The organism is Flavobacterium collinsii, from assembly GCF_946903285.1.
Taxonomy (GTDB): Bacteria; Bacteroidota; Bacteroidia; order Flavobacteriales; family Flavobacteriaceae; genus Flavobacterium; species Flavobacterium collinsii.
In genome coordinates, this window is the sequence record NZ_OX336425.1 from 566928 (window position 1) to 582630 (window position 15703).

Below are 15703 nucleotides of genomic sequence, written 5' to 3' on the forward strand. Positions count from 1 at the left end.
GAAAACTTACTTTAAAGCCTGTAAACTTAACCTCTTAATGGTTTGAAACTTTTATACTTTCTTATTTCACCGAAATAATCTGCGTTACCTTAATATGGCTTTCATCTTCAGTCTTCCAGATTTCTCCTTTTACCGAGACAACATTACCTATTTTTAAGGTTTTATAATTTTGTGGACCACCCACATTTACAATGCTAATTGTTGCGAAATACACCTCTTTAGCAGCTGTTGAGATTTTTGCAGTATAACCGTCTTTTCCCGACTCGATTGCATCTACTTTACCGGTAATCGTACTATTATTATTTTTCATAGAAGTACAGGAAATCATTAGAACCAGCACAACAAACAGCAAGCTTATTCTTTTTAGATTTTTCATATAGATAGTTTAACTCCAGACTTAAAGGAGATTTGATTAAATACAATGTGATGCTTTTATTGCAATTGAGTACAACTACCAGCAATTACTTTCAAATTCTCTTCAAATTGTTTCCAAACCCTGATGTATCGAAAAGTTCCGCTTACGGGATTGTGATTAAAATTCCCTTTCAATAAAATTGTTACCGCGACTACAGCCGAATCATTAATTACAGTTATAATCTGATCCGAAGCTTCTAATACCTCAATTTGCATTTTACCTAAACGATACGTATTCAAATCAAACTCTTTAGTAATCGTTTGTCCGTCCGGTAAATTAAAAAGCAGATCATCATGCAGTACATTTTCCAGCGTTGTAAGATCCGCATTCTTCATGGCTGTCAACAGTTCAATCTCAGCATTTACAATAGTTTCTATTTTCATCTGATAAGAGAATTAAAGATTATTTTTTTGGACTCAAAACAGCCCTGATCATGGCATCGTCTTTTAAAATAACATCGTAGTAATACAACTCACCGTATAATTGTCTGGCAAATTCAGCAGTGATATAGCGATTAACCAAAGTTTTGGTTTTGTCAAATTTCAAATCCAAACCGGTTAACAAAACATACGTTTTAAACTTTTTAAAATACAAATCAGAGCCTTTCATCTTTGCTAAAAACTCATTAAAGTGAAGTCCGGCAAAAGCCTCTCTGTTTTTATCCAATTCTTCAAAAACAAAATGCCCTACAATTCCGGTCTGCAATAAATAGGCTACATTTTCATTCCCGTGTTCAGCCTCTATCGGCACAAAAACATCGGGCACAATTCCACCCCCACCATATACAATTTTTCCTTTAGGTGTTTTAAACCTTAAAGAATCGGCCACTTTTATACTGTCTTTCGCATAAAGTTCCCCTGATTTTATACGGGCTTCAGATTCTTTAAAATACTCTTCATTTCCTTTTTTATAAGGCTTTTGAATCGATCTGCCGGTTGGTGTATAATATCGCGCCACCGTTAATCTTACCGCCGATCCGTCGTTGAAATCCATTTCGCGCTGTACCAGGCCTTTCCCGAAAGAACGTCGCCCTACAATTGTCCCACGGTCATTATCCTGTAATGCTCCGGCAAGAATTTCACTAGCCGATGCACTGTTTTCATTAATCAAAACATACACTTTCCCGGCTTCAAAACTACCCGCGTTTGTTGCATAAGTTTTTTCAGTGGTACCGTTTTTATTTTTAGTAAAAACGATTAGCTGTTTGTCTTTTAAAAATTCATCCGCAATTGCAATCGCTTCTTCCATATAACCACCTCCATTATCCCGCAGATCAATAACAAGCGACTCGATTCCTTTTTGCTTCAATCTGGCCAAACCGTTTTTAAATTCATTAAAAGTTGTTTCCGCAAAACGATTGATTTTGATGTATCCGGTATTATTTCCAAGCAACAAGGAGACATCGACGCTTTTTATCGGAATGATATCTCTTTTAACTTTAAATTTGAGTTTCTTTTGTTCTGATTTTCTAAAAACGGTTAATTCAATCTCAGAACCTTTTAATCCTTTTAGCTTCGAAAACAAACTATCAGAAGGCAATCTACGCCCAAACAATTTGGTTTTTCCGGCAAATAGAATTCGATCCCCTGACTTTATTCCCGCTTTCGCTGAAGGTCCGTTTTCGATTGGTTTTATAATCGCAACAGAGTCTTTATACATATAGAAATTAATTCCTATCCCCACAAAATCACCTTTCATACTTTCGGCTACCTCAGCTTGTTCTGTTGGAGGAATATAAACGGAATGCGGATCTAATTTTGACAAAATATTGTCGACTGTAAGATTAACAATTGAATCTGTATTGATGCTGTCGACATATTCATTATTGATAAAGTCAATCAGTTTATTCAATTTTGTTTTTGAGTAATTTTTAGCCAAAAGCTGATCGTCTGCGGGAGCATTCATCAGGCTTCCGAGAACTATACCCAGAGCTAAGGTCGCTCCGATAACGAGTGGTAAATATTTTGAATTAAATTTCATTTACTCTTCTAAAACAGGAATATGTTCAACTTCGACACCTGCTTTTATTAAAAACTGAATTCCGGAATCGTCACGATATCCATCATGATACACCACTCTTTTTATACCAGATTGGTGTATTAACTTGCTGCATTCTTTACAAGGTGAAAGTGTAATATACAAGGTCGCTCCCTCACAGGATTGTGTTGACCTTGCTACTTTCAAAATTGCATTTGCTTCTGCATGAAGAACGTCCCAGCGGGTTAGCCCTTCTTCGTCTTCACAGCAGTTTTCAAAACCAGATGGCGTACCATTGTATCCATCCGAAATAATCATTCGGTCTTTTACGATGATAGCCCCTACCTGCTTTCGTTTACAATACGACAGTAAACTCCACTCTTTGGCAATCCTCAGATAAGCTTTGTCGTATTTATTTAATTTTTTTTTCTTCATTTATTTTATCTGTTCCAAATAGGACTTTCAATAATCATTGGCACTACCACTCCGATAATAAAAGCCGACATTACAAGTGCCCAATCACGTTTTGAAAAACGAAATACGGTTTGTACAATATAAGATAGTATCAAAACTACAAACACCACAACTAGTTGTGCCGCTTCAATTCCTAAGGCAAACTCGCCTAAAGGTAGTAATTTTGAACCAGCTGAACCTCCTAAAATTGTTTTGAAATAATTCGAAAATCCAAGTCCGTGTATAATTCCAAAAAATAAGGTCACAAAAAACACTAAATTCAAACCGTCATTCTTAGAATTCTTTCCGGCAGTAAAGAGATTAAAAACCGCAGTTATTAAAATCGTTATCGGAATTAAGAATTCAACAGTATTGACTTTTATCGCAATAATTCCGTAAACCGAAAGCAATAAAGCCAAGGTATGACCAATTGTAAAAACAGAAACCAGTAACAAAATGCGTTTCCAGTCTTTAAACAAATATGGAGTTGTTAATGCAATTAAAAAAAGAACGTGATCGTAAGCGTTAATATCTAAAACGTGCTTCAATCCTATTTGAAAATAAATCCAAAATTCTGACATAAGGGTACTACTATTATAATGATTAGGGGTTGTAAACTTACGATTTATTTTGAAAAATCGTTGCGGTCTTAAACTAAAACAACACATAAAAATTAAGTTAAATTTTATGAGAACTTTAAAATTAATAATTTAAAATAAAAATTATCTTTGTAGGATAAAAAAAACCATAATTATGTCATTTTCAGATTTATTTGATAGCGAATTCAAACAAAGAAACAAAGGTCACTTTTCAGCAATTGTTCGTGTAGCATTAGCCGATGGAATTGTGCATCCTGAAGAAAAAAGTTTCTTAGACAAATTGGCTGCACGTTTAGAAATTTCAGAAACTGAATACGAAGAAATTCTTAACGACCCATTAAAATACCCTATCAATCCTCCTTATTTGCACGTACAGCGTTTAGAGCGTTTGTATGATCTAACAAGAATGGTACACGTTGATCACCATCTTGAAGACCAACAAGAAGTGATGTTAAGAAAATTAGGTATAGCTTTAGGCTTTACTCCAAGCAACGTAAATTATATCATTGCAAAAGCATTATCATTAGTCGATAAAAAAGTAGATGGTGACACTTTTGTTTACGAAATGCAGCATATGCATAAATAGTATTCAGTCGCAGTTTTCAGTTTTTAGACTGATAGCTAAAACTAAATAAAAAAATAAACCCGACAGTTTTTTCTAAACCTGTCGGGTTTTCTGCTTCTAGTCCTAACTTAAACTGCGACTAAAAACTGTTAGCTGCAACTGAAAAACCTGACAGGTTTTTGAATCCTATCAGGTTTAAAATCAACTAAAAACTGTGACTGTGACTAAAAACTAAAGCGCTTCCGCCATAAACTCTTCTGCTTTTTCTACCATATTGTAGCTTCCGCAGAAAAACGGAACTCTTTGATGTAATTCAGTTGGTTGTATTTCCATAATTCTTCCAAAGCCGTCTGTTGCTTTTCCTCCTGCTTGTTCTGCAATAAAAGCCATAGGGTTACATTCGTATAATAAACGCAGCTTCCCTTTTGGTGCTTTTGAACTCGTTGGATAAATATAAATTCCGCCTTTGATCATATTTCGATGAAAGTCAGAAACTAAACTTCCAATATATCTTGAAGTATAAGGTCTGTCCTCTTCTTCTCTCTGACAATATTTAATGTAATTTTTCACACCTTGTGGAAAGTGAACATAATTTCCTTCATTTACAGAATAGATATTTCCGTTTTGTGGAAATTTCATATTCGGATGTGACAAATAGAATGTTCCAATGGCAGGGTTCAATGTAAAACCGTTTACGCCATGACCTGTGGTGTATACCAACATTGTCGACGTTCCGTAAATTACATATCCTGCTGCTACCTGATTAACTCCCGGCTGTAAAAAATCCTCACTTGTAACCGGAGTTCCGATAGGTGTAATTCTTCTAAAAACCGAAAAAATGGTTCCCACAGATACATTCACATCGATATTTGAAGATCCGTCAAGCGGATCCATTAAGATCACGTACTTATTGTTATGACTGTTGTCGCTCCCCTGAACAGTAATAAAATCGTCGTTTTCTTCTGAAGCAATACCACAGACAATCTCACGGTTAATTAACGTCTGAATAAATACTTCGTTTGCATACACATCTAATTTTTGCTGGTCTTCACCCTGAACATTCTGTTCGCCTGCAGCGCCAATAATATCCACTAATCCAGCTTTGTTTACTTTATAGTTTACGACCTTAGCCGCCAAACGTATAGAATTGATAATTCGGGAAAGCTCCCCCGACGAATATTGAAATGCTTTTTGGTTCTCAATAATAAACTCTCCCAGTGTTTTATTGCGTTCTTCCATTACTAAATCGTTGTAGTTTTGTTTTTAAGTCACAAATATCGTTTTTTTTGTGAGAATGGTTTAAAAATTATTTCGTTAGTTTGCCACTATTGTATATTTGCTAATTAAAGCCCTAAAGTACAGAATAAAAGAATGCTTTTTTAGCTAATAAATGCTTAATAATAAGAATATATGAATATTAGAAAAGGGAATCCTGAAGACATGAAATCTGTTCTGGGATTAATACAGGAGTTGGCAATATTCGAAAAAGAACCGGACGCTGTTGTCATAACAGAAGCGGATTTAATACGTGATGGTTTTGGCGAAAAGCCCTTATTTCATGTGTTTGTCGCAGAAATTGATACTGACGAACATCATAAGGAAATTGTTGGAATTGCCTTGTACTATTATCGATACTCAACCTGGAAAGGAAAAACAATACATCTTGAAGATCTGATTGTAAAAGAAAAGATGAGAGGAACTGGTTTGGGGTCTGCACTTTATGCAGAAATCATGAAACAGGGAAAAAGAGACAATGTCCGCAGAATCGACTGGAATGTACTGGACTGGAATACTCCTGCCGTAAAATTTTATGAAAATTCGGGCGCAAAGATTCTTGAAGGCTGGCAAGTTGTTCAAATGGACGAAACGGGAATAAATTTGTTTTTAGAAAAATTGTAAAAATGTATTTAGCCACGAATTAATTAGTGGAAATTTGTAAAATTCGTAGCTAAAGAAGACAAAGATTTTATAATCTGTAACAAAAAAAAGCACCGCAGTGCGCCGCTATAATTACGATTCCATGAAAATTGGAATTTGGAACTTAAAAAATTGGAATTTTATAAAAAAACAGCATATATAACAAAATGAGAGTATTTAAATTTGGTGGAGCATCTGTAAAAGATGCCGAGGGAATTAAAAACGTATACGACGTTTTGCAAAAAGTAGGTTATCAAGATGTCATTTTGGTCGTTTCGGCAATGGGAAAAACCACAAATGCTCTTGAAGTGGTCATTAAAAATTATTTTGACAAATCATCAGAGCTGAACTCTTCTGTACAAGAAATAAAAAAATACCACAATCAGATCTTACTGGATTTATTTGAAAACGAAGAACACGCTGTTTTTGCTGCGGTAAAAGCACTGTTTTCTGAATTAGAATATTTCCTGGCACATAATAAATCACCAAACTATAATTTTGTTTACGATCAGGTTGTGAGTTTTGGAGAACTGATTTCGACTACTATCTTAAGTCACTTTATGAATTTTATGGGAATTCAGACGCAATGGCTTGATGTTCGAAATTTCATAAAAACCAACGCCAATTACCGAGATGCTGAAGTAGACTGGGAAATTACGCAACAAAACATCAGTAAAAATGTACCTCGTAAAATTTTAAACATCACTCAGGGATTCTTAGGTGCCGATGAGAACAACTTTACTACCACTTTGGGCCGTGAAGGTTCTGATTATACTGCCGGAATTTTTGCATACTGCTTAAATGCCGAAAGTGTTACGATCTGGAAAGACGTTCCCGGAGTTATGAATGCTGACCCTCGCTATTTTGAAAATGCAAGTTTATTAAACCAGATATCCTACCGTGAGGCCATCGAACTGGCATTTTACGGAGCAACTGTAATTCACCCGAAAACTTTACAGCCGTTACAGAAAAAGGAAATTCCATTATATGTAAAATCATTTATCAATCCACTTTTAAAAGGAACCTGTGTTTCTAAAGGTGTTGATCTGGAACCACAATATCCTTGCTTTATCGTAAAAAGAAATCAGCTTTTAATTTCATTATCGTCTATCGATTTTTCTTTTATAATGGAAGAAAACATCAGTGAGATTTTTGCGTTGTTTCACCAATTCAAAATAAAGGTAAATCTGATTCAGAATTCGGCGATTAGTTTTTCGGTTTGTGTCGAAGATAAATTTGAAAATTTCAATGAGTTGAATGCGATTCTTTCGAAAAAATTCAAAGTAGATTTTAGTGAGAACGTAACTTTGTATACTATTCGTCATTTTACAGAACAGGCAGCTCAAACAGTAGAAGAAAACAAAGCCGTTTTACTAAAACAAGTAAGCCGTGAAACGATACAAATTGTGACCAAAGAGATCAACTAAGCTTTCTCGTTTATAAAGTTAATTATATCAATTCAACATATTTAAAAGGTTTCACTTAGCTGTGAAACCTTTTTTACTTTTATCTTGCCCTATTATTTTCGCTTTGTTCGATCTCTGTTTTCTTAAATGCCTGTTTCTTTGAATTTCCGAAACTATATGTTGCTATCAACCTAAAATAATTTGTTGTATAGGTTCTGTGATAATAGATTTCGGTTTGTCCAACATTGTAATTTCCTGAAACCATAAATTTATGAAAGATGTCATTGGCTGTAAAATTGAGTTTTAGAGCCTCTTTAAAAAAGTTTCTTTCAATTCCAATAGTTACTGTCGACCGATTATTATCATGGCCCAATCCGTAGCTTCTATCTCCCAAATACCAGGCAAGCAACTGAATTTTGAAAAGATTTGGGATTGTAAACGTATTGTTCGAATACAAATAGACCTGTGGTTTTACCGCACCTAACACGTACGAGTAAACATTATCAAAGGCTTTACTATAATTAATACTTATAGTATTGGTAGAGTTCCACCATTTATTTGCAAATGACCTTGAAAGCGAACCGAAAAAACCATTTTCTTTTTCTAAATTTAAGGATCTCAAAATATAACTATTTGGGTTATCACCTCGCAAAGCGGCTCCTGAAATAGGATCGATTTTATAGGTATAACCTACTCTAAAATCAAACTTTTTATATAGGGCACCAATTTCAAAAGCATGAACTTTTTCGGGTAATAAACTAGGATTTCCTTCTATGGTCGTAAACGGATCCTGATAAATAACAAACGGATTCAAGGCCTGATATCTTGGTCTTGTTATTCTGGAAACGTAAGACGCATTTAACTTTAAATCATCTGAAACGGCAATATTTAAGAGAACATTCGGAAAAAAATTAAAGTAGTTTCTACTAAAACTCTGACTTCCGTTTGCATTTGTATATAACTTATAACTTGTGTTTTCGGTTCTTGCACCAATCGAAAAATTGATTTTCTCTCCTAATGTGCTTCCGTAATTAAAATAGGCTGCCTTAATTTTTTCTGTATAACTAAAATCACTCGAAAGTTTATCATCAAACTCAAAATCCATACTATTCCCGTCTGTCACTAAAAAATCTGTACCTGATTTTATAGTCGCGTAACTCACTTTTGCACCAATTTCTAACTTTGTTTTTTCATTTATTTTTTTTGAATAATCTGCTTGCGCTGCAATTATATTAATGGTATTACCAACATTATTTTTCAAATATTTCTCTCCATCAATTTCATCAACAATACTATTCTCTTCGATAAAATCTTTTATAGTTTGGTTATAATTAGAATATTGTGTCCCTATAAATACTGATGAACCGCGATCATCGGTTATTAAATTATAGTTTAAATTGAGGAATTGATTGATTGACACATCGTTTTTAGCAATATCGGTCGCATAAAAAGCAGTATCCGCATTATTTGTTATCGCATTTCTGCTTTCAACTGTTCCTCCCAAATCCCCTATATTGCCACTATAAACGAATGACAAATAGTCTTTTTCAGAAAAATTATACTGTAATCCCAGTCCGTAATTAGAATAATTATTAAAGCGTCTTTTCCAATCTGTCGTTAGTTCTGATCTCATATATTCATCCGGATTTGGTCTTAATCTGGTGGTATATAATAATTCTCTGTTTCGGCCCAATTGCAATCCATAATTAGTTATAAACGAAAATTTTCCTTTTGTATAATTAAAATCGAGAAGCGTATTCGTACTCATTCCGGCAAATTCTGAAATGGTAAAGTGCTGACTTGCGCTTCCTAATATTCCGTTTTCGATACTTTTTTTGGTAATAATATTAATAACCGCTTTTCCTTCGGCATCATATTTTGAGGTTGGGTTTGAGATTACTTCGATCTTTAGAATTTGCGAAACCGGGATTGCCGCAAAACGTTCGTAATTAATCAAAATTCCGTTGAGATAAATAATAGCTTCTCCTTTTCCTAGAACACTTATTTGTCCTTCGGCAACAATAACATTGGGAACCCTGCTCAATAATTCGTTGACCGAACTACTTGTCGAAAGCAACGTGTTGGCAACGTTTACATCAAGCGTTCCATTTGCTGCATATTTTACTAAGGATGCCTGTCTTTTAATAACCACTTCGTTTAATTCATTATTAGGTGTTGCAACCTTTTCCTGAACTGATTTTGAAGATTGGGCGTTTGCAGTAATAGCATAAGGAATCATGCAATACATGTAAATAAAAATGGTAACTGGAAATCTCATGAATTTTGGCGATTAAAATTTGACTTATTTTTGAAGCAAAAGTCAGCTGTTAATCACAATATGAGGTAACCAAAACAAATATCAGGAGTACAAATTTATAAACTCACACTTTCTATTAAGGTCGTAAAGCCTGATTTTGATAATTAGAAGGGGTTGTTCCGGTATACTTTTTAAAGGCAGCAAAAAACGTCGATTTAGAATTAAACCCCACATCGTAGCCAATAGATTCTAAGGTAAGTTTATCGTTTAAAGCTATAATTTCGCAAGCTTCTTTTATTCTAAACTCATTTACAAAACTGGTAAAGTTCTTACCAAGATTATTATTTAAAAGTTGGGATAATTGATGACTTGATATATTTATTTCTTTAGACAAATCCTGTAATGTAAGATTAGGATTTTTATACAATACTTTTTCATTCATTACACTTTCAAGTTTTTGTGCAAAGATTTCGGCTTCGGCCGAATTTATTTTTTTACCGGAATTCTTTGATCCGTTTAATAAAAACAAATCATCGGTTTTTTTGCGATATAAAAGGATAGAAATAATTAAATAGAAAAGAAGAGAAAAAACAATTGCTCCACTAATATAAGTAGCAGCCGGACCACGCATTATGGCAAGAAAATAAAAAAAGAACAAAAGGAAATTTCCCAGAAAAAGCGTCCCAAACCACATTTCTGACGGAGTTGCTTTGTGTTTCCTGCTTATGATTTTTTGTAGAATACCTTTAATCATAAATCCGGAAACAACAACATAAATAAACCATTGAAAATAAATAGCTTTTACAAAATACGTTCTCCACAGTTCGGGATAATATTCGTAAGGATATAAAAATCCGATTGTACCTATAAACAAAGCCCAAAACAAAAGAATGAGTTTCCAGGATTTTGGCATTATATTAATTTCAGCAACGGCTGATTTCAGGAAATAATACAAACACGGACCAATAAAGAAACAAGCAGTTAACCCAACTTGTAAATACATTTTTGGCAACGTGGGATGAAAATACACAAACACCGATTTTCCAATTCGGATGCTTAGTGCGAATAATAATGCTCCCAAAAAATAATTGGTCAGGAACTTTTTCGTGGTAAAGAAGAAGAAATACACACTTAAAATAACTCCATTAAAAACTCCTAATGCACTGAAAAAAAATAAAAGCTCCTTACCGGTGTCCATAATTTAAGTTTGTTTTATTCCCACAAAGCTAAAAAAAAATATGTCTTTAATGTCTTTTATCCCTCTTCAGATTCTTAATTACTTTTCTCAGTTCTTTTATTCGTTCTTCATATTGTTTGATTACTTTATCAGATAATTGAACCCCGGTTTCTACGGAAAGTTTTTCTTTTCGATCTACATCCAATTTTAAATCTTCGACTTTCAATAATTCTTCCGGTGCTATTTTGAAAATCTTGCAGATTTTTAGAATATGATTAGCCCATGAACTACTTTCACCGCTTTCCATCCTGGCATAAGCCGATTGTGAAATATGAAGACAATCTGCCACTTCTTCCTGCGACAGTTTTTTATTCTTCCGAAGTATTTTAAGCTTGTTTCCTACAAGAATATTCATGGTTAAGCAAAGTTTTCCGTCCAAAACAATAGAGGACACTTTTATAAATATATACTCACAAAAATTACATTTTTTTAAAACAAAAAAAATAGCCTCTAATTTCTTATTAAAAATACCCGAAAATCACATAATATAAAACCTTATAAAATACTAAATTGGTCCCACCAAAAAACAAATAAATAACACTATGTGTACAATCGGAATAACCATCTGATCAACACTAAAACCAAAAACTATGACCCGTCCTGTCTTATTCCTTTGCCTTTTAATCATTATTATAGCCTTAGGGTATCGCTTTAGCAAAAAAAACACCTAGACTATTTTATCACAGTTGCCCCACCTGATAAAAAAACTTAGACTTTTAAAATAATGGATTTCAATACTGAACCTACAAAAGAGACCCAAAACAAATGGAACCGTGATCCAAACAATTGGATTTTGGGAATTTTCTATTACAACCCTCAGGACAAAAGATTGTTCCCTTCAAAAAGAATCAAACTACTTGGATGGACGATAAATTTTGCAAACCCTAATTCGATATGCGCTGCTATTGCAGTAATCGCCTTCGTATTAATTCTCATAGGAAATTCTAAACCATAATCTCAAAACAACTAATTGCTGTTTTTTTAACCCTTCATTAAAAACATGAAATTCTTTATCTTCAAATATAGCATTGCAATTACAAGCTGTCTTTATCTTGCCTACTTTTTTTACAATCCGGAGCGTACGGGGAACATGATCAAAATGGGCACTGCGCTTGTTTTGGCGCTTTCTATTTTTATTACGATGTGCAATCAGATCAAAAGCAGAAGATAGTGCCTGGACACAAGTATAAAAAGTAACAAGAATTACACGAATTGGCACTAATTTCTTTGTGTAATTAATTTCATAATCAAGGTTAGCCTATTAAAACTTGTGCAAATTAATAGAATTTGTGCTCAGCCAGTAGTCCCTACTGCCGTCTTTTACAATTGAACTAACATCCTCCGGGGCTGAATCACAGACGCATTATTTCCCAATTATAAATACTACTTTTGATTTTTGAGAGTTAAAGTATTTATGTTAAAAAAATTACTGGTTCTAACATTTTTTATTTGGTTTTCCGGGCTTCAGGCTCAGGAAGCGATATCATCGTACAAAACCAAAAAAATAATTGCCAGCCGCGATACTATTCATCTTGAAGAAGTCAGTATCAATTCGGGATTCTTTCAGCTTTTCAATACCAAAAACGAACCTCTCGATTCCTCCTTTTATAAAGTTGATTTTAAAAAAGGAACACTACTTCTAAATGAAAAACTGGCGACAACCGCAGATACTTTAATCGTAAATTATTTAAAATATCCTGATTTTCTAACCCGGGAATATACCTTATACAAATCAAATCAGGTCGTATCAAATGACATTGGCTCTGAAAAGTTATATAAAATTGATAACGCTGTGGTAAAAAAAGTAACTCCTTTTGATGGTTTAAATACTTCGGGAAGTATTACAAGAGGACTCACCGTTGGAAATAACCAAAACACAGTTTTAAACTCCAATCTGGATTTGCAGATTACGGGAAAAATATCAGACAAAATCAGTTTACGGGCTTCACTGCAAGACAGTAATATTCCGCTTCAGGATGGTGGTTATTCTCAAAAACTGGATCAGTTTGACAATATATTCATGGAGCTTTTTACGGATGACTGGAACATACGGGCAGGAGATGTTTTTTTAGAAAACAGAAAAACCCAGTTTTTAAATTTCAATAAAAAAGTCCAGGGACTTTCTGCCAGCTTTAACTTTGGTACAGAAGAAAGTAAAACCAATATTTTCGCTTCGGTAGCTTTTGTAAAAGGACAATATGCCAAAAGTACTTTTACTGGTCAGGAAGGAAATCAGGGGCCTTATAAATTAAAAGGACAAAATGGAGAATTGTATGTTCTTGTCATTTCGGGTTCAGAGCGCGTTTATGTAAATGGCGTTTTATTGAAACGCGGAGAAAACAACGATTATGTGATCGATTATAATGCCGGAGAGATTACTTTCACCTCTCTTTTTACGATTACTTCCGAAATGCGAATCAATGTAGAATATCAATATTCTGAGCGAAACTACAACAGGCTCGTGACCTACGCAGGCGGAACACATCAAAACAAAAACTGGAGTTTTGGCGGTTATCTTTATTCGGAGAATGACATGAAAAATCAACCTTTACAGCAAAACCTGTCAACAGCTCAGGTTCAGGTTTTGAGCCACGCCGGAGATGATCCAAATTTAATGAAAGCACCATCAGCATATGAAGATACTTATGCCGACAATAAAATACTGTATAAAAAAAAATTAGTCAATTCTGTCGAAATTTATGAATATTCAAAGGATGTGAGCACTGTTTTATACAACGTAAAATTTAGTCTTGTCGGAAACAATACGGGTAATTACATCATTCAGAACAACAATTCTGTAGAACGTATTTACGAGTATGTACCTCCTGTTAATGGAGTCCTACAAGGAAATTATGAGCCGATTGTGAATCTGATTGCACCAATTAAATTACAGGTAGCTACTTTTTTAGGAAAATACAATCCGGACGAAAAAACTCTGGTTGACTTCGAAATTGCAATAAGCAACAATGACAAAAACCTGTTCTCAAAAATAGATGACGCTAATAATGACGGTATCGCTATTAAAACCAATATTAAAAAACGTCTTTTTACTCGAGACTGGACATTAGATGCCTTTGCCAACTATCAATTTGTTCAGGAGGATTTTAGATCTGTAGAACGTTTGTACAATATCGAGTTTAATCGCGACTGGAACTTAAACGAAACTCTTTTAGGAAACCAAAGTATGTTAATCACTGGATTAAATTTTAATTTATTTACTAAAAAGGAAACGTCCAATATTGGCTTGTTTACCTACCAATTTGAGAAATTAGATTATTCAGAGAGTTATTCCGGATCGCGTCATACCACAACGGCATTGTTTAAGCTGCAACATTGGACCATCGAAAATCAGGGTAGCTTCCTGAATTCAGATGCTACAAATTCTACTTCAAAGTTTATACGAAACCAAACCAGAACCAAGTATCATTTTGGCAAAAACTGGGTTGGGGCAAGTATGCAGTTAGAAAACAATCAGCAGCGAAATAAAATCACCAATCAATTTTCGGCATTAAGCCAAAGATTCTCAGAATATGGTGCCTTTATTGGTCGTGGTGACAGTACTAAGGTTTTTGTGGAAATTGGCTATCTGCAACGCCGAAACGACAGTTTGCAAAATGGATTTTTACAACACGTAAACAACTCTCAAACCTATTTCTTAAAATCGAAATTAATTCAGAATAGAAAAACAGACCTAGCTGTATATGCCAGCTATCGCAAATTAGATTTCACTGATGCAGCCCGAAAAAATGAGCCTTCCTTAAATTCCCGAATACTATATAATGATCGTTTTTTCAATCAGCTGCTGCAAATTGGAACCACCTATGAAACCAGTTCAGGAACGATTGCCCAACAGGAGTTTACCTATATTGAAGTTCCGACGGGTCAGGGTGTTTATACCTGGAACGATTACAACGGAAACGGAATTCAGGAACTCGAAGAATTTGAAATTGCTGCCTTTCCTGATCAGGCTCGATACATCCGAATCTTTCTGCCGAATCGAGTCTACATCAAAACCAATCAAAATAGGTTCTCCCAATCTGTGGCATTAAATCCATTGCAATGGCAGAACGAAACCGGTTTTAAAAAACTCCTGTCCTACTTTTACAATCAGACATCCTTTATTATGGATCGCAAAGTAAAAAGTCAGGGAGAACGTCTGGAATTGAATCCGTTTTATTCTTCAGAAGAAAATATACTGGGACTCAATTCAAGTTTCAGAAATAGTTTGTACTACAATCGAGGCAAACAAAAACATTCTGTTACCTATACTTATTTGGTCAATAAAGGCAAAAACCTGCTTTCGATTGGATCGCAAAATGTTCAAAACAATTCACATCAATTGCAATACACACATTTGTATCAAAAAAGCTGGCTGTTTAACTTCTTTACCAAAACGATTAAAACTGACCTGGTTTCTGAAGATTTTGTCGAAAAAAACTATGCTATCACGGGCTACCAAATGGCTCCCAAAGTGAGTTATTTGTTTTCGAAAAACACCAGTCTGGATTTCTTTTTTGAATTTCAGAATAAGGAAAATCAAATCGGAAATTTTGAAACTCTGGTTCAAAACCGACTGGGAACTTCCTTTTCATTTGCGGGAGAGAAAAAAGTGACCCTGAACGGAGAATTTTCTTTTTATCAGAATAAATTCACAGGAAATGAATTTTCATCTGTCGGTTTTCAAATGCTTGAAGGACTTCAGGCAGGGCAAAATCTGGTGTGGAAATTCCTTTTACAGAAAAACATCACTCAGTTTTTAGATGTGAATTTAAATTATCAGGGAAGGAAAAGCGAGACAGGATCCGTGGTTCACACCGGAAACATACAGCTTCGCGCTTATTTTTAACACTTTACCGAAAACCTATTTAAAAATTGTT

The 15703-nt window shown here is 34.4% G+C and carries 15 protein-coding genes; 6 read left to right on the plus strand and 9 right to left on the minus strand.

Features of this window, described 5'->3' with window-relative positions; translation table 11 throughout:
- Positions 1 to 61: 61 nt before the first annotated feature.
- From OGZ34_RS02585 to OGZ34_RS02605, 5 genes are read right to left on the minus strand one after another with little or no spacing between them, the layout of a single operon-like run.
- Positions 62 to 376 carry a hypothetical protein gene (locus OGZ34_RS02585; RefSeq protein ID WP_173965950.1) on the minus strand — a complete coding sequence of 105 codons (315 nt, stop codon included), beginning with the start codon at positions 374 to 376 and terminating at the stop codon, positions 62 to 64.
- Positions 377 to 432: 56 nt separating this feature from the next.
- Entirely contained in the window at positions 433 to 798 is a 366-nt protein-coding gene (locus tag OGZ34_RS02590; RefSeq protein ID WP_173965951.1) for a nuclear transport factor 2 family protein, read from the minus strand.
- A gap of 19 nt (positions 799 to 817) precedes the next feature.
- Positions 818 to 2395, minus strand: a complete 1578-nt coding sequence (locus OGZ34_RS02595; protein WP_263362041.1) for a S41 family peptidase — start codon at positions 2393 to 2395, stop codon at positions 818 to 820.
- Positions 2396 to 2827: a deoxycytidylate deaminase gene (locus tag OGZ34_RS02600; protein ID WP_017496187.1), complete on the minus strand. Its 432-nt coding sequence runs from the start codon at positions 2825 to 2827 to the stop codon at positions 2396 to 2398.
- Positions 2828 to 2832: 5 nt separating this feature from the next.
- Entirely contained in the window at positions 2833 to 3426 is a 594-nt protein-coding gene (locus OGZ34_RS02605) for a HupE/UreJ family protein (RefSeq protein WP_173965953.1), read from the minus strand.
- A gap of 172 nt (positions 3427 to 3598) precedes the next feature.
- Between OGZ34_RS02605 and OGZ34_RS02610 the strand changes: the two genes are divergently transcribed.
- Positions 3599 to 4030 (plus strand): tellurite resistance TerB family protein, encoded by a 432-nt coding sequence (locus OGZ34_RS02610; protein WP_173965954.1) that lies wholly within the window; start codon positions 3599 to 3601, stop codon positions 4028 to 4030.
- Positions 4031 to 4240: 210 nt separating this feature from the next.
- On the opposite strand, the gene fbp is transcribed toward OGZ34_RS02610, so the two are convergent.
- A complete protein-coding gene (gene fbp / locus OGZ34_RS02615) occupies positions 4241 to 5248 on the minus strand; it encodes a class 1 fructose-bisphosphatase (RefSeq protein ID WP_263362042.1) in 1008 nt (335 codons plus the stop codon).
- Positions 5249 to 5419: 171 nt separating this feature from the next.
- Between fbp and OGZ34_RS02620 the strand changes: the two genes are divergently transcribed.
- Together OGZ34_RS02620 and OGZ34_RS02625 are read left to right on the plus strand one after the other, a co-directional pair.
- The gene (locus OGZ34_RS02620) at positions 5420 to 5908 is read left to right on the plus strand and encodes a GNAT family N-acetyltransferase (RefSeq protein ID WP_263362043.1); all 489 of its coding nucleotides are present in this window, start codon (positions 5420 to 5422) and stop codon (positions 5906 to 5908) included.
- A gap of 185 nt (positions 5909 to 6093) precedes the next feature.
- Positions 6094 to 7353, plus strand: a complete 1260-nt coding sequence (locus OGZ34_RS02625) for an aspartate kinase (RefSeq protein WP_173965957.1) — start codon at positions 6094 to 6096, stop codon at positions 7351 to 7353.
- Between the two features lie 79 nt (positions 7354 to 7432).
- Here the strand turns inward: OGZ34_RS02625 and OGZ34_RS02630 are convergent, their stop codons facing one another.
- From OGZ34_RS02630 to OGZ34_RS02640, 3 genes are all read right to left on the minus strand, one after another.
- A complete protein-coding gene (locus OGZ34_RS02630) occupies positions 7433 to 9610 on the minus strand; it encodes a TonB-dependent receptor domain-containing protein (RefSeq protein WP_263362044.1) in 2178 nt (725 codons plus the stop codon).
- Between the two features lie 115 nt (positions 9611 to 9725).
- Positions 9726 to 10787, minus strand: coding sequence for a helix-turn-helix domain-containing protein (locus OGZ34_RS02635; RefSeq protein ID WP_263362045.1), 1062 nt, complete (start codon positions 10785 to 10787; stop codon positions 9726 to 9728).
- Positions 10788 to 10833: 46 nt separating this feature from the next.
- Entirely contained in the window at positions 10834 to 11181 is a 348-nt protein-coding gene (locus OGZ34_RS02640) for a helix-turn-helix transcriptional regulator (RefSeq protein ID WP_263362046.1), read from the minus strand.
- Between the two features lie 369 nt (positions 11182 to 11550).
- On the opposite strand from OGZ34_RS02640, the gene OGZ34_RS02645 reads away from it, so the two are divergent.
- From OGZ34_RS02645 to OGZ34_RS02655, 3 genes are all read left to right on the plus strand, one after another.
- Positions 11551 to 11781 (plus strand): DUF5808 domain-containing protein, encoded by a 231-nt coding sequence (locus OGZ34_RS02645; RefSeq protein WP_173965961.1) that lies wholly within the window; start codon positions 11551 to 11553, stop codon positions 11779 to 11781.
- Between the two features lie 45 nt (positions 11782 to 11826).
- Positions 11827 to 11997 carry a hypothetical protein gene (locus OGZ34_RS02650; RefSeq protein WP_263362047.1) on the plus strand — a complete coding sequence of 57 codons (171 nt, stop codon included), beginning with the start codon at positions 11827 to 11829 and terminating at the stop codon, positions 11995 to 11997.
- A gap of 243 nt (positions 11998 to 12240) precedes the next feature.
- A complete protein-coding gene (locus OGZ34_RS02655; protein WP_263362048.1) occupies positions 12241 to 15672 on the plus strand; it encodes a hypothetical protein in 3432 nt (1143 codons plus the stop codon).
- Positions 15673 to 15703 lie beyond the last annotated feature (31 nt).